Genomic DNA, 18,834 nt, shown 5'->3' with positions numbered 1-18,834 from the left:
CATTCGATGACCAACAGCCACCCGTTCCTTGCCATGGCGCATAAGCTTGCCGATGCCGCACGTCCGGTTTTGCAAAGCTATTATCGTCGGCCATTGGAGATCGATGAAAAGGGTGACGCCAGCCTGGTCACGGATGCGGACCGCGCGATTGAGCGCACCATGCGCGATCTGATCAATGCTGAACTTCCTGATCACGGGATTCTTGGCGAAGAATATGGGCCGGAAAACCTTGATGCCGAATATGTCTGGATCCTTGATCCGATCGACGGTACCAAATCGTTCATCACCGGCAAACCAAGCTTCAACACCCTGATTGCACTCTGTCAGAACGGCAAACCGATCCTTGGCGTGATTGATCAGGCCATCCTTGATGAACGCTGGATTGGTGTTTCGGGGCAGCCGACCACATTAAACGGTGAAGTCGTCCGTGTGCGCGCCTGTTCGCACCTGAAAGATGCCACTATTTTCACCACTGGGCCGGATCTTTTCATCAAAGAAAAGGCAATTGCCGGATACAAAGCGGCATTTAGCGCGGCACGCCAGCCAGTTTATGGCATTGATTCATATGGCTATGGCCTGATTGCCATGGGATTTGGCGACGTTTTGGTCGAGTCTAACCTGCAGCCTTATGATTTCTGCGCAGCGGTACCGGTGATTGAAGGTGCGGGTGGTGTCATCACCGATTGGAATGGCGATCAGCTTACCATCAACAGTGGTGATCTGGTCATTGCCAGTGGTGATACCCGTTGCCACGCTGAAGGACTTGATGTTCTAAAACGCGCGATCGCCTGATGCGCCCTACCCTTGCCGCGCGACTGCAGGACTGAACCATTTGGTCTCGCACGGTTTTTCGGGCAAGATAGCCTGAGTTAAAACCGGGCAACGAGTGGGACAGCGCGATGTTCGAATGGGTGATCATCCTGTTTCTGGGATCTGGGCTGCTTTATGGGTTGCAGTCCCGGCGCCTGCAACGTCGCAATATCTCATCACCGATGATGATGGTCCTGACCGGTCTTCTGATTGCCCTGCCGCTTGGCATTTGGCATGCCGCACCGATGAACGCGGTCGAGGGCAGCATTCATTTCGCCACCGGCTTTGCCGAAATGACGCTGGCGATCATTTTGTTCCTTGATGCTGCTGTTCTGAATTATCGCAAGGAAAAGGCCGCACGCAATGTCGCGACCCGATTGCTTCTGATCGGCTTGCCGCTAACCATCGGGGTGACATGGGCCTTTATCGTTGGCCTTGATCCAACCATCGGCGTAATCCCGGCCCTTATTTTGGCATTGATTGTCAGCCCGACCGATGCGGCCCTTGGGCGCCCGGTTCTGGAAAACAAGGGCGTGCCTGATCCCGTCCGGCAAGGCATCAATATCGAAAGCGGGCTGAATGACGGGCTTGTTTTGCCGATCTTTACCACCGCTGTCTTGCTTGAAGCCAACATCCAGGATCACGGACAGAACGCCTGGATCGCCGAAGCGCTTCTGGAAATCTCGATTGGGGTTGGCATCGGCGTTGTGGGTGGGTTTGTGATTGGTCAGATCGTTAATCACGCCGTTTCCAATGATACGATTGTTGATCGGTTTGAGAGGCTACTGGGCGTTCTGGCCGCCCTTTTCATATTCCTTCTGGCCGAGGAACTTGGCGGCAATGGATTTGTCGCGGCCTTTGCCGGTGGGTTGGCACTTAATATCTCAAGCGATCGGGTGCGAGACACGATTGAAAGCTTTGGCGAGGCCGAGTCAGAGCTTCTGACCATGCTGACATTCTTTGTCTTTGGCCTGATCGTTGTTCCGGCCGTTTATGACAGCTGGACCTGGAGCATGGCGGTCTTTTGCCTGGCGAGCCTGATCATTTTGCGTCCGCTTTGTGTGTGGATTTGCATGATCGGCAGCCCCTATAGCCTAGGTGAGAAGCTTTATATCGGCTGGTTTGGACCGCGCGGGATTGCCTCGGTGATTTACATGCTGATCATGGCGACCATGATTGATCCGGGCGACTTCAAACCGATCTTTGCCGCAGGAACCATGATTGTCTGCATGAGCATCGTCGCACATGGCATCAGCGCCGCACCGGCATCGCATGCGCTGGTGCGGTATCTGGCGCGGCGCAAATCCAAAGCAGGCTAATCAGTTCAAATTGTTAGCTGTTACTGCTGGCTAAGCGCAAGCCGTGCGCCAAGTGCAATGAACATTGCGCCCAAGGCACGTTGAAGCCATGTGCCAATCGCACCGACGGCATGATGGCCTTTGATCCGCACAGCGGCGGCTGCAACCATCAGGACAATCGTGCTTTCAACAATCAGCCCGATCAGATTGACCAGACTGCCCAGCACCAGAAACTGAACCGCGCCGTGGCCCTGTGCGGGGTCAACGAATTGCGGCAGAAACGCCATGAAGAAGATCGCGACCTTGGGGTTCAGGACATCAATCATCACGCCCTGTCGCCAAGCCTGAAGGGCTGTGATCGGGGATTTCGAAATTTTGATTTCTGATGCGCTGTCATCGGCAACGTCATTCGAACGACGGCCAAAACTGCTGCGCAACGCGCCAATGCCAAGCCACACCAGATAGGCAACGCCGACCCATTTCACGATGGCGAAAGCCAGTGCCGATGTCGCAAGAATGGCCGACAGACCAAGGGCCGCGGCAATAACATGGACAAACGCGCCCGATACGACGCCAAAGGTCGAAAACAGGCCGATCTTGCGCCCATGTACTGCCGTTTGCCCAACGATATAGGCCATATCAGGCCCCGGCGAGATATTAAGCAAGAAGGCCGCAATCAGAAACGGCGTGTATTGCACCAGAAGATCAATCATCACAGCATATCCCGCGCGTAATAGATCAGATCGATTTCAAGCACCTTGCCACCCGCCTCCAACACCATGTTGGAAAGCTGTCCACGGTGGTGGGTCTGATGGTTAAACATATGCCCCAAAATCAAATCGCGCGGCATGGTATAGGCCCCAGCTGTCACCGATTGATAGGACAGATCAGAAGCGATGATCTCGTCCGTCAGGGTCGCTGCGAAATCAATGATCGCCTGATCCTGCGCTTCGCGTGCGACACGCAAGGCATCAAAATCATCATGTAGCACCGTATCAAGTGCCATCGTCACCGGGCTGGCTGTCAGACGTGACATCCACAAACGATCCGCGACCAAAAGATGGTTGAGCATTGCCATGATCGACGGAAAGAAAGCGCGGCGTGGTGCGGAAAGCTCCGCCACCGGAAGTGCGGCGCAGGCATCATAAAGATGCGTGTTCGCCCAGCTGTTATAGTTGGCCATCCGTTCGAAATAGGCAGCGCTGCTCATGACTTTCTCCATCACTGGGATATCGCGTCGGCTTGGTCCTAAATCAGGACTTCACACCGGGTGCGGGCGGGGCTGGGGCAACCTGTTCAAGAACCTCGGCTGCCGGTTTGGGGACACGTTTGGTCAGAATAACCACGTTCCCGACCCATGTCAGGCCCACACCCCAGACGATGTTGCTAGTCCAATGGAAATCCTCAAACACGGTCGACAGTAACAAGGCAACGATTGGGAACATCACTGAACTATAAGCCGCGCGATCCGGCCCGATCTTGCCCAGAAGGGTCAGATAGAAGCCAAAACCAAGCACCGAACCTACCAGTGCAAGGTAAACCCACGCGGCAATGAAGCTAAGGCTGGCATCAAATGACAGCGGAATACCGGCAATGGCAATATAGGCAAACAGCATGATGGTGCCATAGAGCATGCCATAGGCATTGGCTTGCATGACCGGAACGCCGCGCGCGTGGTTGCGCGCCGATGCCATATTCCCAAGTGAGGCGATATAGGACCCGGCAAGCGACACCAGAAGGCCGATGCTGCCACCTGCAGCCAGATCAAAGCTTGCCAGATCATTGGCAAAAACCATGGCAATCCCGGCAAGACCAATGGCCGCCCCGATCAGGGTGCGGGTTTCCGGACGGCGACGGAAAAAGATCACGCCATTAATCATATTCATGATGACAATGGTCGAAAACACCACGGCCAGCAGACCTGATGTCAAATGCACGCTGGCGACATAGATCAGAACATAGTTCAGCGAGAACAGGCACACGCCCAGAACCGCCATGAAAACATGATCGCGAATGGCAAAGCGCATCGGGAGACGGCGGACCAAACACCATGCCATCAACATCATCGTCGCAAGCGCAAAACGATATGCAACAGCGACTTCCGGGGCGACCGAAAGCTGATACTGAATGGCGATCCAGGTCGAACCCCAGATTAAAACAACTGCTGCATAAAGACCGAACATGGCCAAAGGACTCCAAAATATTTGAAGTCGCAATTTAGGTCAGATCAGGAATTGCACCAAACCAGCATTTTTGATCATTGCATTAGCCAAACTAATGCCAATCGCTGTAATCTAATGCATTGGGATCAGGCTTTTTTATCCGGCTCGGTTGGCGTCGGATCAGGTGTCCCGTCTTCGGGCTTGGTATCCTCATCCGCAACATCGCCGCCCGCATCATTCGATGAGTTGGCCGATGCATCAGAGTCGGCGGCAATCTGCTTGTCCGTTGGTGCGGTGTCATCACGCAACGCTGCGTTCTTTTCAGCGCGTTTGCGTTTCTGCCAGTCTTTCCAGATTTCAAGCAACTCGCTGCGCGACTGGAAGATCGGAATCCGGCGTTTTGGTTTCTTGGTCTGGGTCTGTTCAACCGACAGGCCGACTTCGATCACGCCATGTTCGTCATCGGTCCGGCGCACGATCAGTTCCACCGTGCCATAAGCCACGCGATCACCCAGTTCCACATCACCCGAAAGATCACGTTTCAGGATGTCGGCCACAGTCAGTTCATGGTCTTCGTCATCAACCGCAAAACCATAAAGCCGACCGATATCGGCAATATGGGTGTCTGGCGGGAAGCTGAAATCACCAAACAGCTCGACATCATTGGCACCTTCGGCCGGGCCGGCAAACAGCTGATCAAGCAGTTCGACATGCTTGGGCGGGGTGATAATATAGACCTGATCACCGCCCTGAACATGACCCGCACTATGCGGGCGCAGCGACACGCCATCACGCAAAATCAGGCTGGGACGCGCCCAGCGCGGAATGCGATGGCCGGTCGCAACGGCACTTTCTTCGTGCACGCGATAAACAACGATTTCCTGATTGGCATTACCGGGCAGTTCAAGATCAATACGATCGACCGGGCCGTGCTTGGCCGGAATGATAATACCCAGCCAATTGGCAACCTTGCGGATCGTCCATCCCTGCAACAGAAGGGACGTGATCACGACAATAAAGGCCGTGTTAAACAGCAATTGCCCTTCGGGTACGCCTTCGACCATCGGCACAATGGCAAGCAGGATCGATACCGCCCCGCGCAAACCGACCCATGAAATAAAGGCGGTATCATTGCGCGAGAAGTTAAAGAACATGAGGCACAGCCACACCGCGACCGGACGGGCGATAAAGACCAGAACAAGTGCCAGAACAACGCCGGGAATGACCACCGCGCCAAATTCGGACGGGGTTGCCAAAAGGCCCAAGGTGACAAACATCGCGATCTGGGCAAGCCAGGTAGTGACATGCTGGAAACGACGGACACCGACACTCATCTTCATGTCGCTGTTACCGGCATAAAGACCGGCAACGTAAACCGCCAGGAAGCCACTGCCGCCCAAAATACTGGTCGCGCCAAACAAGCTAAGTGCCAGGGCCATGGTAATGATCGGCACAAGGCCCGGTTCAAGCTTCACCCGGTTAATCATCCAGACCAGTGCATAGCCCCCGGCCAGACCAAAAATACCGCCCAGACCAATTTGCAAGATGAAGCGTTGAAGAAGCTCAACCGCAATGTTCTCGCCACCGCCCAGAATGATCAGCTCGACCAGTGAAATGGTTAGAAACACCGCCATCGGATCGTTCGAGCCGGACTCCACTTCAAGCGTGCTTCGCGTACGATCACGCAGATTGATCCCGCCCACACGCAGCAGGAAAAACACCGCCGCCGCATCGGTCGAACTGACAATTGCCCCAAACAAAAGCGCAACCAGCCACGGCACATCAAGCACCAGCCAGGTCACACCACCAATCACGCCGGTGGTGATCATGACCCCAAAGGTCGCCAGAACAAGCGACGGCCCGGCCGCAATTTTTAATGTTCGGAATTGGGTTTCAAAGCCGCTGTCAAACAGGATCAGGGCAAGTGCGATGGAGCCAATGAAATAAGCCAGCGGGGCGTTATCAAACATGATCCCGCCAATGCCATCCTCACCCGCAGCCAAGCCGACAAACAGGAACACCAACAGCAATGGCGCACCAACCCGGAAGCTGACCAGGCTTGTGAAAACGGCGACCACAACCAGAATCGATGCAATCAGGATAACCAGATTCATCGATTCAATCATGTTGGGGCTCCTGATTTATGGATATCAAATCGTTACGGCTTGTCTGTCACCATCGCGATCATGTCATGAGATGCTTAGGAAATGGTGACCGCACAAACCATTACCCAAAGATTTTGGCGAAATTAGTGCACCTTCACGCGTCTGTTTCAGACTGCGCCGGAACAAACAGGGTTTCTTTGGCTGTTGACAGGGCAATTTCCGGCAGAACTTCGACCACGCCGGGCATTTCCTTGATCGTGTCTGACACGAAAGTTTCAAGATGGGCCGTATCGCGCAAACGCAGTTTGACCAGAAAATCAAACCGGCCTGTCATGTGATGACATTCAAGAACTTCATCCGCCTTGATCAGGGATTTGACCAGTTTCTTGTTGCCCTTGGCCGGATCTGTGCGCAGCCAAACCATCGCGGTCAGTGCACGGCCGATGGCCTGCGGATCAACCGAAATGCGATAGGCCTGAATGATCCCCTGTTCGCGGAGCTTGCGCACACGATCATTCACCGCAGAAACCGACAGTCCCACCTTGGTCCCCAAAACCGAATAGGACAGTGATGCGTCTTCCTGCAGGATGTCGATCAGCTTGCGATCAATAGCATCCATTTATCTTCCCCCTGATGGATTCTTATCGACAGCCTTGATCCTACACGAAAAACTGCCATTGGCGAACTGTTCGCCATTTTGTCCGGGTCTGCCATGCACAATTAGTATGACAAATCCCGGCGCCGAGACTGGATTTTTTCCAGTTTCGCGCTTATTGCTTGAAGATAATGATATTTTCTCGCGCCTCCTCTGACAATGCAGCCCTTACCGGCGCCCTGTTAATGATCTGTGCTGCAATGTGTTTTGCGGCGATGGCGGTGCTTATCCGCTATGTCACCCGTGATGTTCATCCGTTCGAGGCGTCCTTTTTCCGAAATCTTTTCGGATTGCTGCCGATGCTGCCCTGGCTTTTTGCCAACGGGCTTGGCGGGCTTAAAACCGAACGGTTCAAGCTGCATTTCCTGCGTGGTGTGCTTGGTTTTGGCGCGATGTCGTGCCTGTTTACCGCCCTTGCCCTGTCGCCCGCAGCCCAGGTCATTGCGATCAACTTTACCCTGCCGATCCTGACCACGGTTCTGGCGGCCATCATTGTGCGCGAAACCGTGCGTGCAAGGCGTTGGAGTGCTGTTGCCATTGGCTTTGTCGGCGCGATGGTGATCATTCGCCCGTTCGGGCAGGAATTTGAAACCGGGGCGATTTTGGCGCTGGTCGCGACCCTGTTCATGGCCTGCGCCATGACCACAGTAAAGATGCTGTCGCGAACCGAAAGTGCCAATGCGATTGTCACCTGGATGGGGCTGACCATGACGCCACTATCCCTGATCCCGGCATTGATCTATTGGCAGACACCGACAGTTTGGCAGTTATTTGTATTGCTTTTGATTGCGGTGACGGGGACTGGTGGGCAGCAGCTTTTGGTGCGCGCCTATCGCACGGCCGATCAGTCCTATGTGATGATCTTTGACTTCCTGCGCCTGCCCTTTGTCGCGGCACTTGCCTTTATCATGTTTGGCGAGGTGGTTGATCTTTGGACATGGGCCGGGGCGGCCTTGATTATCGGATCTGCCCTTTATATCGCCCGGCGTGAAGCGGTTCTGGCCAAACGCAATAAAACCGCCCAGCGCCTGCCAACCACAGCCCCGGCCGATCCGCAATCCATCCCGGCAACCAAGATCGATCGAGCCAGCAGTTTTGAAGCCGACGATGCCACGCAACAGCAAACGGACAAGAAACCCGATGCGTGATCGGTTCAATGCCCTTCCGCCCTATTTGCAGGCGACGGTTTTTGGCCTGATGGCATCGGTCAGTGCGGCGATCTTTTCGGTTTTCGTCCGCTTGGCGACCGAGCATATCGATCCATTACAGGCGGTGTTTTTCCGCAATTTCTTTGGGTTGTTGCTGATCGCACCCTTGGCGTTTCGCGCCGGTATTGCCCCGCTTAAAACCAAGCGCCTGCCGATGTTTGTGCTCCGCGCGGTTTTGTCCATGGGTGCGATGAGCTTCTGGTTTTCCGCCATCGCCTATATGCCCCTTGCCGAGGCCACCGCACTTAACTTCACCGTCCCGCTATTTGGCACCATTCTGGCGGCGATCTTTTTGGGCGAGACAGTTCGGAAATACCGGGTTGCGGCTTTGTTTGTCGGGTTTTGTGGTGTCTTGATCATTATCCGGCCGGGCAGTGAAACCGTACAATTGGCAAGCCTGCTTCCAATTGCCGCCGCCATTTGCATGGCCAGTGCCGGGCTTACCATCAAGTCGCTGTCGAAAACCGAAAACCCGACAACCATCATTCTTTACATGATGGCGCTGACCACACCGATGACGCTGATCCCGGCATTGTTTGTTTGGCAAACCCCCAGCCTTGAGGCACTTGGCCTGATGCTTGCCGGGGCGTTTATGGCCAACATCACCCAGATCTGTAACACCAATGCGTTTCGGGTTTACGATTATGGCTTTGTCATCGGGTTCAACTATTTGCGCCTGCCCTTTGTCTCGATCATCGCACTTGTGATGTTTGGTGAAGTGCCGGAAATCTGGCTTTTGCCCGGCGCAGGCCTGATTATCGGATCGGCGCTATTCATTGCCCGGCGCGAAGCAAAGCTTAACCGCGACGCCAACCGCATCAAGCGTGGCCCATCGGCGACTGCAAGTGACCTTGATCCCCCGCCAACACGGGATCGGGCGGAATAGATGCAGGACTGGTTTGAAAAACAACCAGCCGCGATCAGGGCCAGCTTCTTTGCACTGGCTGCTGCCATCCTTGCCGCCAGCTTTACCCTGACCATCCGGTATGCAACAGCGGAAATTCATCCCTATCAGGCCGTGTTCTTGCGCTTTGCCTTTGGCGTCATCCTGATCGCACCCATGCTGATGAAAGCCGGGCTTGGCAGTCTTAAGACCAGCCGCCTGCCATTGTTTGGGTTGCGCGGGGTCCTTTCCGCAGCCGAGATGTGCCTTTGGTTTATGGCAGTCCTTTATCTACCACTGGCAGAAGCCACGACGCTTAACTTCACCGTCGCGTTGTTTGGCACCATTCTGGCTGCCCTTGTGTTGCGCGAAACCGTGCGCATTCATCGCTGGTTAGCGGTATTGATCGGCTTCATTGGTGTTGGACTGATCATTCAGCCCGGATCAGACGCGATGCAACCTGCTAGCCTGCTTCCGATTGCCGCTGCCATCTGCATGGCCTGTGCCGGGATGATCACAAAGCAGCTGGTTGCAACCGAAAGCACCACTTCGCTTCTATTTTATCTGATGATCATCACAACGCCGGTATCGCTGATCCCTGCACTGACGGTTTGGGAAACGCCCAGCTGGACCGCACTTGGCCTGATGGCAGTTGCGGCATTGATGATGAATGTCATGCAGATTTGCAATGTCAAAGCCCTGCAACTGGCTGATTACAGCTTCTTTGTCGGGTTTTCCTATTTGCGCCTGCCGATCATCGCCATCCTCGCCCTGATCCTGTTTGGCGAAGTGCCAGATATCTGGATTGTACCCGGTGGGGCCTTGATCATTGGCGCTGCGATCTATGTCGCCATGCGCGAACGCAAACTTGCCAAATCCTGATCAATCGCCGTAGCCCCGCAAACTATTATAGCGCGCGATTTGCGCCGGACTGAGGATGTCCGGGGTTTTAAGATGCGTTGATAGATGAATGAAGCGCAGTCTGCTTCGGCTTTGCGCAATTTCATCCAACATCGACTTCAATTCGTCTTCGTTCACGTTCCCGGCCTTGAACGCGTCATCCAATGCCGCTTCCGCCGCGATCAGCTTTTCACCCTCAAGAATGGCGCTTTGTTGCATTGTCGCAAAAAGCGCGGCAATCGCGGCATGCTGATCATCACTTAGCGGGATTAGATCGGAAAGCTCCAACAGATGTGCCGGACCGGGTAATCCGTTTAGTTCCGCCGCCTTGGCCAATCCCCAGCCTCCGCCTTTTTGCAGCTCGGCAATATCATCATCTGACAGGCTTTTGATCGCGCGATGTTGTTGCCCAACATAGGGTGAAGGTGCGGTTTCCCCGCCATTTTTTCCACGCTGATGTTGTCCGTGCCCCAAATGCTGACCATGCGTGATTTCCTCGGCCTGTGCGGTTACGCCAAAGATCGAAAAGGCCGCAAGCAGAGCCATAAACAGGCAGAAACGTATGAGTGGGGCGGATCGGATAGTCATCAACATCGCAGCACCTTTTGGGTTTTGATTAAACCGATCTTGAAGTGCTGCGCGCATTTCCCACATGATAGATATCATGTCCTCATCAATTTTTGATCTTCTCAACCGCTTTAATGGTCGGTCGCGCGATGTTGTCGCGTCCGAATTTCTGTTTCGCAAAGGCGATCCGGTCGAACATCTTTTTCTTGTTCTTGGCGGGGAAATCCGGCTGGTCCGGTTTCTGGAAAATGGCGACGAGATTGTCCTGCAGCGTGCAGGGGAAAACAGTGTTCTGGCGGAAGCATCCCTGTTTTCGCAATACTATCATTGCGATGCCATTTGCCATCTGGATGCGCAGATCAAAATGATCCGCAAGCATGACATTGAAACCCATCTTGCCAGTAATACTCAAATGGCCCTGTCACTTGCCCAACATCTGGCGCGCGAAGTACAGGCGACCCGCCAACGGGCGGAGGTTCTGAGGCTTCGCACGGTTGCCGAACGGCTGGATGCTTGGATCGCGTGGCATGACGGGGAACTTCCGGAAAAGGGCAACTGGCGCATCATTGCCCTGGAAATCGGCGTAAGCCCGGAAGCGCTTTATCGCGAAATCGCGCTTCGCCGATAGTTCTGACATGCCAAATTCAGCGCGGTAAATCGGCGCTTGCCCGTTAAAGATATAATTTGGTATATAAATACCAATTAATTTCTTTTTCGCTGAGTTAGGAGACGTCACGCCATGCAGATCAAGGGTTCCATCGCCATCGTTACCGGGGCTGCTTCCGGTCTTGGCGCCGCAACGGCAGAGACACTGGCAAATGCCGGTGCGCGGATCGTTGCCTTTGATCTCAATGAAGATGGCGCAAAGGCCACTGCCGAAAAACTGGGCGGCTTTGGTTTTGCCGTGGATGTGTCAAACGGCGACAGTGTTGAGCATGCGGTTTCCGAAGCCGTCAAAACCGTCGGCATTCCGTCGATTTTGGTCAATTGCGCCGGGATCGTGCATGGCGAACGTATTGTCGGACGTGAAGGTCCGGCGGATCTTGATGCCTTTGCGCGCGTGATCAATGTGAACCTGATTGGCACATTTAACATGATGCGCGTCACCGCAACCGCTATGAGCCGCAATGAACAATCCGCCACGGGCGAACGCGGCGTGATCATCAACACCGCATCCATTGCTGCTTTTGAGGGGCAAATTGGTCAGGCGGCCTATGCCGCGTCCAAGGGCGGGGTTGCGTCCCTAACACTTCCGGCTGCGCGTGAATTGGCGCGCCATGGTGTACGTGTTGTTTCCATCGCACCGGGCCTGTTTGGAACCCCGATGTTGATGGGCCTTCCCGATGAAGTACAGGAAAGCCTTGCTGCCAATACGCCATTCCCCAAACGCCTTGGCGATCCGTATGAGTATGGCCGTCTGGCGGCCCATATCTGTGAAAACGAAATGATCAATGGCGAGACCATCCGCATCGATGGCGCGGTTCGCCTGGAGCCGAAATAGTCCCACATTCCGGCCAACCAGCCTGCGCCAACCGCGCCCTGCCGTCCCTACCGGCAGGGCGTACTTTTTGGGCGGTTATTTATCGACGACGGTCTCGCAGAAACTTGCAAGATCGATGTCCTTTTGCGTCACACCACCGGCATCATGGGTGGTCAGCGTCACGCCGACCTTGTTGTAAACATTGAACCATTCCGGATGGTGATCCATCTTTTCCGCCATCATGGCGATACGGGTCATGAACCCGAATGCGGAATTGAAATCGCCAAACATATAGACCCGGCCGATCGACAGGCCGTCTTCGGCAAGCTCCCAATTCGGAAGCCCTTTAAGGGCCGCTTCGATGGCAGATTTTTCAAGTTTGCTCATGTGTTTGCCTCCATATTTTTATCATTGGAACGACAGGTCATTGGACCATAAATCGGCATCTATCCCAACAGTCGATGCACCCGATCGCGCAGTACAGGCAGAAGATCTGCTTCAAACCACGGGTTCTTTTTCATCCAGGCGGTATTTCGCCAGCTGGGATGCGGCATCGGCAGGATATCTTCCGGCAGGAAGTCATTAAAGCGATGAACTGTCTCGGTCATGGTTTTGGCCCGACGCGCACCAAGATAGCGTTCCTGCGCATATTGCCCGATCAAAAGCGTCAGTCCGATATCAGGCAGATGTTGAAGCAATGCATCATGCCAAGCCGGCGCACATTCCGGACGCGGCGGCAAATCGCCCCCGCGATCGAACCGCCCGGGATAACAAAAGCCCATCGGCATGATGGCAAGCTTGGCCGGGTCATAGAAATCATCGACCGGCAGATCAAGCCAGTCCCGCAGCCGATCACCCGATGCATCATTCCACGGAAGACCCGTTTCATGGACCTTGGTGCCCGGTGCCTGACCAATAATCAGGATGCGCGCGCCCTTTGCCATCCGCACGACCGGGCGCGGACCAAGCGGAAGGTTGGCACAGATACGGCACGCCCGCACTTCACCCAGAAGCGCATCAAATGCCGCATCCCCGCCAAGCGGGTCTATTTCCGGAAGTTTTCCGCTTAGACCCGGCATGGGTCAGCCGACCTCGGATACGTCAATCACCCATTCTTCGTCACGGGCATCGGCGTACCAATCCTTCATCGCCGGCAGATCCAGCACTGCCTGCATATAGGCATTGCCAACCGGATCAAGCTCAACCCCGTAGGTTTTAAAGCGCGTCACAACCGGGGCATACATGGCGTCCGCAATGGAAAAATGACCAAACAGGAAATCCCCACCCTGTCCGAACTGGGTACGGCACATTTTGAAGATATCACCAATGCGCGCGATGTCCTTTTCTACACCATCCTTACGGCCAAGCCCCGGAAGGCTTTTGCGGCAATTCATCGGCATATGGGTGCGTAGCGGACCAAATCCGCCATGCATTTCAAGCGCGACCGACCGGGCAATCGCGCGCACATCCATATCAAGCGGCCACAGCATCGTATCAGGGCGGCTATCCGCGATATATTCAAGGATACCCAAAGCTTCCCAGATGGTTTTCTGGCCATCGAAATAAGCCGGCACCTTCGCACTTGGCGAGAAGACCGGGGCCTTGGCATCCCATTCTTCGGTCATCAACGGAACAAGCCGTTCCTCAAAATCAATGCCCGCAACCTTGAGGCCAAGCCAGGCACGAAGCGACCAGGATGAATAGTTTTTATTGCCGATATAGAGAACGGGACGCGTTTCCATTTTGGGCTCCTTGAGATGGTGGTGACGGCATTCAATGATCACTATCAGCAGTTTAAGCATCGCGTTCAAGCGTGGTCTGGGAAATTTGCGTTATTGTTTTTGGCTTCTCAAACGTCGTATTTGGCAGGGGAACGTTCATGCACGCGCAGCCCCGTAAAAATCAGTCATTTCGGGGTTTTCATGCCGTACTTTTGCCTAACGGTATTCGTCATCACCACCGCCATCCTCACAAGCATGCTTGCCCCGAAAGCCCAAGCCGAAACACAGGCCGCATCCGCAGCAGCAACTGAAATGCAGCCGACCCAAACCATCCTTGAACATGTTGTTCATTCAAAGATTTTGGGCCGTGATGTCAGGCTTTTGGTCTGGAAACCCAAGCAGGATGCGCCCGAGGGCGGCTATCCGGTGATTTACAGCTTTGACGGGGAAACATCGATCACGGTCTTTGCCGAATTTGCGGGGCAGGCCGCGATGCTGGGCAAACGTTATGGTTTGGTGCCGCCCGTGATTGTCGGCTTTGCCGAAATGCCAGGCGGCTACACCATGGAACGCCGTACCCATGATTATACGCCCTATGCCGATCATTATGAGCTTAGTGAACGCCCCAACGGCTTTGAATGGCCGGAACTGGGCGGCGGGGATACATACCTTGATGCGGTGATGAATGAATTCAAGCCACTGATCAATGCGCAATATGATGTCAATCGGACGCGTGAGACGCTGTTTGGCCACAGCCTTGCCGGGATGATGACGCTTCATGCGTTGGCAACGCGCCCTGATGCGTTTGATGCTTATGTCGCGGTGAGCCCGTCGCTTTGGTTTAACAGCCCACAGCGCTTTGAAGAAATGACTGCTTTGCTTTCAAACCCCGATTTTGCGCCCAAAGACCCCATTCCCCTGATCATGACGGTGGGATCAAAGGAATCCGGGCTGAGTAACTGGGACAGCCGCCTTTCGGATGAGGATCGCGAACAACGCCTGATCTGGAAGAAGATGAATGCGATGGTCGAAAATACCGAGAAAATGGCAGACCTGATTACGGAGCAAGGTAAAGGCAAGATTGAGCTCGATTTCGCGGTTCTGGAACGGGAAAACCATCATACGGCCAAGCCGATCACCATGAGCCGCGCGATTGAAATGGCGATGACGCCGCGCTGATCCAAACCGAGCTGAGTTCTTTAAACCCCGCCTTCCATCTGGTTGGCGGGGTTTTCGTTTCGGCAATTGCTCTTGGCCCACCCGCACCGTAAGATCAGCTATCACACCTTGTTTGAACGCGCGGCAGCACATATCTGGCAAGGACCAAGGTTGATGGCCCCGCCACCGCGTTCAAATCCCCACGTCACCAGCAGGGAAATTCGAAATTGTACGACCACATCATCGCACGCGATAATTCTGCAAATCCGATCACCATCACCCCGATTGCCGAGGATGCTTTTAAAAACTGGCTTTCTGATCAGCCTGAAAGCACCAAGGCATGGGTTTCGGCCAATGGCTATGAGGCCAAACGCGGCACGCAGCTTTCCCTGCCGGGCAGCGACGGTGCGCTTGGCACGGTTTTGATCGGCTATGTTGATGATGCAAAGGCGATCTGGGATTTCGCAGGCCTTCCGACCACCCTGCCAGAGGGCATCTATGCCCTTGCTGATGATCTGGCGGATAATGCCGGCCTTTATGAGAAGGCAGCCCTTGGTCTTTATCTTGGTGGTTACCGCTTTGATCGTTATCGCAAGGATGACGGCAAGAAAGCCAAACGTGCAAAGATCGCCCTGCATGATATCGAGGCCACCAAACGCGCCGAAAACACCGCGCGCGGTATCGGCCTCGCACGCGATCTGATCAATATCCCGGCAAATGACATGGGCCCGGCCGAACTTGAAGCCGCCGCACGTACGCTGGGCAAGGAATTTGGCGCAAAAGTCAGTGCCATCATTGGCGAAGACCTTCTAAAGCAGAACTTCCCGGCCATTCACACGGTTGGTCATGGCAGTGACCGTGAACCGCGCCTGATTGATTTGGTATGGGGCGATGAAAGCGCGCCGAAGATCACGCTGGTCGGTAAGGGTGTTTGCTTTGACACTGGTGGCTATGACCTCAAACCTTCAAGCAACATGCTTTTGATGAAAAAGGACATGGGTGGCTCGGCACAGGTTCTGGGCCTTGCGCGCATGATCATGGCAGCCAACCTTCCGGTGCGCCTGCGCGTTCTGATCCCGGCTGTTGAAAACATGGTATCTGGTCGCGCCTATCGCCCAAGCGATATTCTTCAGACCCGTAAAGGCATTACGGTTGAGGTTGGCAATACCGATGCAGAAGGCCGTTTGGTTCTGTCCGATGCCCTGACGCTGGCAGCTGGTGAAGACCCGGAAATGCTGCTTGATTTCGCGACCCTGACCGGGGCGGCACGTGTTGCCCTTGGCCTTGGCCTGCCGGCCCTGTTTTCCAATGATGATGATCTGGCAAACGGGCTGATGGAAAATGGTCTGGCCCTTCATGATCCGCTTTGGCGTTTGCCGCTTTGGGATGAATATCGCAGCCAGCTTGATAGCAAGGCGGCTGATATGAACAACATTTCCGGAAGCCCGTTTGGCGGGGCAATTATCGCGGCCCTGTTCCTCGATCGCTTTGCCGAAGGTGCTAAAAGCTGGGCGCATATCGATCTGATGGCATGGAACCCGTCAGACCGTCCGGGGCGCCCGACAGGTGGTGAAGCACAGGGAATTCGAGCAGCCTTCAAGCTGATCGAGGATCGTTTCGGGAAGTAAACCAAAGCGGAAATTACAAATTTCCCAATTACACCTTTGACATCATTGCCGGGGTCAGGTAGAGATTACGTATTCGTAACAAATAAATTGTTGGGCACAAGTATGTCGATCGAGATCAAACCGTCTCAGGCGCTCGACCTTTGGCGTATCGCGATTGTTGAAAGTGTGCGTCGGGATTCTCCCGATTTGTCAGCCCGTCAAATGGCTTTGTTGCTAAACGTTTACCTGACCCCGGCCCCGCATACCGTGCGCGGTCTGTCAGAGGCCCTTAATATCTCCAAACCGGCAATCACCCGTGCACTTGATCGTCTAAGCTCGCTTGGCATGGTCAAACGCAAGGTCGATGAAGAAGACCGTCGTTCGGTTCTGATTCAGCGTACCGTCAAGGGATCTGTTTTCCTGCGCGAGTTTGGCGACATCATCGTTTCTGCCGGTCTGGAAACGGAATAACACGACCCGAAATCGCCAAATCTCTCCGGTGATTTCTGAACAAAATGCCCCGAAAACAGACGTCTATATCAATTTTTTCTGAATTATAGACCTGTTAGGACAGCAAACCTTCCCCATCATTGATTTTGAAAATCTGATATAGCGGAAAATCGCTATATACAGACCAGTCGGTTTGTAAGGAGCCCTTGCCGCTTGCCCTGCGGATTGCCATTTTCGCGTTTTAAATCTGATGCTTAGAGTGGATTGGTGCCCCGAGGCGTTCTTGGAAACGCTCCAAATCGGCCGTCAGGCCCCTGCGCGCGCAAAACTCTAGTGACGGGTACCAGCGGTGCTTTCGGGCATCTCAATCAGCGCCAAAAGGCATGCAGCGACGATCAAAACGCCGCCTGACACCCGCCCAATGGCGTTATTACCGCCACGACGCACAAGCCAGGGCATAACGCGTGCAGCTCCCATCGCGTAAATCATTACGAATGTGTAATCAAGCACGACAAAGGTCACGCCAAGGATCAAAAGCTGTAATGCAAGCGGTGCAGTTGGATCAACGAACTGCGGGAACAATGCACCGAAAAATGCGATTGCCTTCGGGTTGCCCGCAGCCACAAGGAAACCTTCGCGGAAAAGCTTGCGCTTTTTAACCGGCTCATACCCGATCCGATCATTTGTTTCGATACCGGTATTATATCTCATCCCTTTGGATTTACGGAAGAAAGACATCAATCCGATCACCAGAAGGAAGGCAACACCACACCATTTAACAATGGCAAAGGCGGTTGCCGAGGTTGCCAAAATGGCGCCAAGTCCAAGGGCTGCGATCAGCATCTGGATCATATTGGCGGTGACATCACCCAATGCCGTCATCAGGGTCGGGCGCGCGCCATAGCGCAGCGCATGGGACATGCCAATCAGGATGCTTGGCCCCGGTGTCAGAACCATCAGGAAAACAAGCAGGGTAAAACTGAGCCAGATTTCATAAGACATGGGGCAACTCCGGTGACGCGACCGGACCGGCATATCACAGCCAAACGCACGCACAAGTGCAGCTTATGCATCCGCATCATGCGTCTCGCAGATCATGACGCGTAAAAAGGCGAAGGCGAGATTGGTCTATTTCTTCTTTTTGACGTCGCCCGGCCAGAAATCATAGAACAGGCGCACCTGAACCGAGCGCAAGGTATCGGGCGGCAGGATCGCCTGACCGGTGCGCAGAAGCTTATTTTGGAGCGCTGCGAAATAGCGGTTGGTGACCGGCGCAAACGGTGTAAAGGGCGGCTCCTTGACGATCACTTCGCCTTTTTCCTCAGCTTCCTTGGCGGCTTCGGCCTCGGCTTCTAGTTCTTCCGGGGTTTTGGGCGGCGGCGGCGCGATCAATTCCGGACCGGAATATTTAAAGCCACGCTTGCCTGCTTCACGGGTTTCAAAGCGCTGCAGGGTATCGCTATACATCAAGCGCTGCAGATCGATGAGGAAGGCGTTGATTACCTTGGGAAGGGCGCGTTCAATAACGCCAACAGCCTGCTTGTTGGTACCTTCGAGCCAGATGTTAAACACGATCTGGCGAATGGTGCCGGTCTTGGGCAGAACCACGGTCAAAGAAATCGGATCGGGCACAACAACCGTGTCAGGAATGACAGGTTTTGCCATCAGATCAGGTTCTTCTGCGGCCGGTTCAGGCGCGGCGTCCGTATTGGCATAAGCCGGATTATGAACTGTCGCGATCAGAAGCCCAGCCATCATCATGGCGGGCAGCATCACATTGGCCCATGGACGGAAATTGAGCAGTCCCTTGGTCGCACGCGACAACATATT

The 18,834-nt window shown here is 54.4% G+C and carries 21 protein-coding genes; 10 read left to right on the top strand and 11 right to left on the bottom strand.

Features of this window, described 5'->3' with window-relative positions; translation table 11 throughout:
- Positions 1–6 precede the first annotated feature (6 nt).
- Together hisN and ACMZ66_RS15160 are read left to right on the top strand one after the other, a co-directional pair.
- The gene (gene hisN, locus ACMZ66_RS15165; RefSeq protein WP_416938301.1) at positions 7–792 is read left to right on the top strand and encodes a histidinol-phosphatase; all 786 of its coding nucleotides are present in this window, start codon (positions 7–9) and stop codon (positions 790–792) included.
- A gap of 107 nt (positions 793–899) precedes the next feature.
- Positions 900–2,129, top strand: coding sequence for a cation:proton antiporter (locus ACMZ66_RS15160; protein ID WP_416938300.1), 1,230 nt, complete (start codon positions 900–902; stop codon positions 2,127–2,129).
- Between the two features lie 20 nt (positions 2,130–2,149).
- Here the strand turns inward: ACMZ66_RS15160 and ACMZ66_RS15155 are convergent, their stop codons facing one another.
- The 5 genes from ACMZ66_RS15155 to ACMZ66_RS15135 form a co-directional block, all read right to left on the bottom strand.
- Positions 2,150–2,821, bottom strand: coding sequence for a LysE family translocator (locus tag ACMZ66_RS15155; RefSeq protein ID WP_416938298.1), 672 nt, complete (start codon positions 2,819–2,821; stop codon positions 2,150–2,152).
- The gene (locus ACMZ66_RS15150; protein ID WP_416938296.1) at positions 2,821–3,318 is read right to left on the bottom strand and encodes a DinB family protein; all 498 of its coding nucleotides are present in this window, start codon (positions 3,316–3,318) and stop codon (positions 2,821–2,823) included. Before ACMZ66_RS15150 ends, ACMZ66_RS15155 begins: the two co-directional genes overlap by 1 nt.
- Positions 3,319–3,361: 43 nt before the next feature.
- Positions 3,362–4,291, bottom strand: coding sequence for a DMT family transporter (locus tag ACMZ66_RS15145; RefSeq protein ID WP_416938294.1), 930 nt, complete (start codon positions 4,289–4,291; stop codon positions 3,362–3,364).
- Between the two features lie 125 nt (positions 4,292–4,416).
- Positions 4,417–6,396: a potassium/proton antiporter gene (locus ACMZ66_RS15140; protein ID WP_416938293.1), complete on the bottom strand. Its 1,980-nt coding sequence runs from the start codon at positions 6,394–6,396 to the stop codon at positions 4,417–4,419.
- Positions 6,397–6,529: 133 nt separating this feature from the next.
- A complete protein-coding gene (locus ACMZ66_RS15135; protein WP_416938292.1) occupies positions 6,530–6,994 on the bottom strand; it encodes an Lrp/AsnC family transcriptional regulator in 465 nt (154 codons plus the stop codon).
- A gap of 167 nt (positions 6,995–7,161) precedes the next feature.
- Between ACMZ66_RS15135 and ACMZ66_RS15130 the strand changes: the two genes are divergently transcribed.
- From ACMZ66_RS15130 to ACMZ66_RS15120, 3 genes are read left to right on the top strand one after another with little or no spacing between them, the layout of a single operon-like run.
- Positions 7,162–8,178 carry a DMT family transporter gene (locus ACMZ66_RS15130; protein WP_416938291.1) on the top strand — a complete coding sequence of 339 codons (1,017 nt, stop codon included), beginning with the start codon at positions 7,162–7,164 and terminating at the stop codon, positions 8,176–8,178.
- A complete protein-coding gene (locus tag ACMZ66_RS15125) occupies positions 8,171–9,124 on the top strand; it encodes a DMT family transporter (RefSeq protein ID WP_416938290.1) in 954 nt (317 codons plus the stop codon). The genes ACMZ66_RS15130 and ACMZ66_RS15125 overlap by 8 nt, the downstream gene beginning before the upstream one ends.
- Complete coding sequence (locus ACMZ66_RS15120; protein WP_416938289.1) at positions 9,125–10,003, top strand: DMT family transporter; 879 nt, start codon at positions 9,125–9,127, stop codon at positions 10,001–10,003.
- Here the strand turns inward: ACMZ66_RS15120 and ACMZ66_RS15115 are convergent, their stop codons facing one another.
- The gene (locus ACMZ66_RS15115; RefSeq protein ID WP_416938288.1) at positions 10,004–10,609 is read right to left on the bottom strand and encodes a Spy/CpxP family protein refolding chaperone; all 606 of its coding nucleotides are present in this window, start codon (positions 10,607–10,609) and stop codon (positions 10,004–10,006) included.
- Between the two features lie 76 nt (positions 10,610–10,685).
- Between ACMZ66_RS15115 and ACMZ66_RS15110 the strand changes: the two genes are divergently transcribed.
- A complete protein-coding gene (locus ACMZ66_RS15110; RefSeq protein ID WP_416938287.1) occupies positions 10,686–11,216 on the top strand; it encodes a Crp/Fnr family transcriptional regulator in 531 nt (176 codons plus the stop codon).
- Positions 11,217–11,327: 111 nt separating this feature from the next.
- Positions 11,328–12,089: an SDR family NAD(P)-dependent oxidoreductase gene (locus ACMZ66_RS15105; RefSeq protein ID WP_416938286.1), complete on the top strand. Its 762-nt coding sequence runs from the start codon at positions 11,328–11,330 to the stop codon at positions 12,087–12,089.
- 75 nt (positions 12,090–12,164) lie between these two features.
- Here the strand turns inward: ACMZ66_RS15105 and ACMZ66_RS15100 are convergent, their stop codons facing one another.
- From ACMZ66_RS15100 to ACMZ66_RS15090, 3 genes are read right to left on the bottom strand one after another with little or no spacing between them, the layout of a single operon-like run.
- Positions 12,165–12,455, bottom strand: coding sequence for a 4a-hydroxytetrahydrobiopterin dehydratase (locus tag ACMZ66_RS15100; RefSeq protein ID WP_416938285.1), 291 nt, complete (start codon positions 12,453–12,455; stop codon positions 12,165–12,167).
- A gap of 59 nt (positions 12,456–12,514) precedes the next feature.
- On the bottom strand, positions 12,515–13,147 hold the full coding sequence (locus ACMZ66_RS15095) for a uracil-DNA glycosylase family protein (RefSeq protein WP_416938283.1): 633 nt from the start codon (positions 13,145–13,147) through the stop codon (positions 12,515–12,517).
- A 3-nt stretch (positions 13,148–13,150) separates the two neighbouring features.
- Positions 13,151–13,810 (bottom strand): glutathione S-transferase family protein, encoded by a 660-nt coding sequence (locus ACMZ66_RS15090; RefSeq protein WP_416938282.1) that lies wholly within the window; start codon positions 13,808–13,810, stop codon positions 13,151–13,153.
- A gap of 180 nt (positions 13,811–13,990) precedes the next feature.
- Between ACMZ66_RS15090 and ACMZ66_RS15085 the strand changes: the two genes are divergently transcribed.
- The 3 genes from ACMZ66_RS15085 (at position 13,991) to ACMZ66_RS15075 (ending at position 17,025) form a co-directional block, all read left to right on the top strand.
- The gene (locus tag ACMZ66_RS15085; protein ID WP_416938280.1) at positions 13,991–14,968 is read left to right on the top strand and encodes an alpha/beta hydrolase; all 978 of its coding nucleotides are present in this window, start codon (positions 13,991–13,993) and stop codon (positions 14,966–14,968) included.
- Between the two features lie 206 nt (positions 14,969–15,174).
- Positions 15,175–16,575: a leucyl aminopeptidase family protein gene (locus ACMZ66_RS15080; protein ID WP_416938278.1), complete on the top strand. Its 1,401-nt coding sequence runs from the start codon at positions 15,175–15,177 to the stop codon at positions 16,573–16,575.
- 102 nt (positions 16,576–16,677) lie between these two features.
- Entirely contained in the window at positions 16,678–17,025 is a 348-nt protein-coding gene (locus ACMZ66_RS15075; RefSeq protein ID WP_114096622.1) for a MarR family transcriptional regulator, read from the top strand.
- Positions 17,026–17,334: 309 nt separating this feature from the next.
- On the opposite strand, the gene ACMZ66_RS15070 is transcribed toward ACMZ66_RS15075, so the two are convergent.
- Complete coding sequence (locus tag ACMZ66_RS15070; protein WP_416938276.1) at positions 17,335–18,006, bottom strand: LysE family translocator; 672 nt, start codon at positions 18,004–18,006, stop codon at positions 17,335–17,337.
- A gap of 126 nt (positions 18,007–18,132) precedes the next feature.
- Positions 18,133–18,831 (bottom strand): hypothetical protein, encoded by a 699-nt coding sequence (locus ACMZ66_RS15065; RefSeq protein ID WP_416938483.1) that lies wholly within the window; start codon positions 18,829–18,831, stop codon positions 18,133–18,135.
- Positions 18,832–18,834 lie beyond the last annotated feature (3 nt).

It is taken from the genome of Thalassospira sp. (assembly GCF_048059015.1).
In the GTDB taxonomy this organism is placed as follows: domain Bacteria; phylum Pseudomonadota; class Alphaproteobacteria; order Rhodospirillales; family Thalassospiraceae; genus Thalassospira.
The sequence above is the reverse complement of the archived record's forward strand: the minus strand, read 5'-3'. Positions and strand labels throughout refer to the sequence as shown.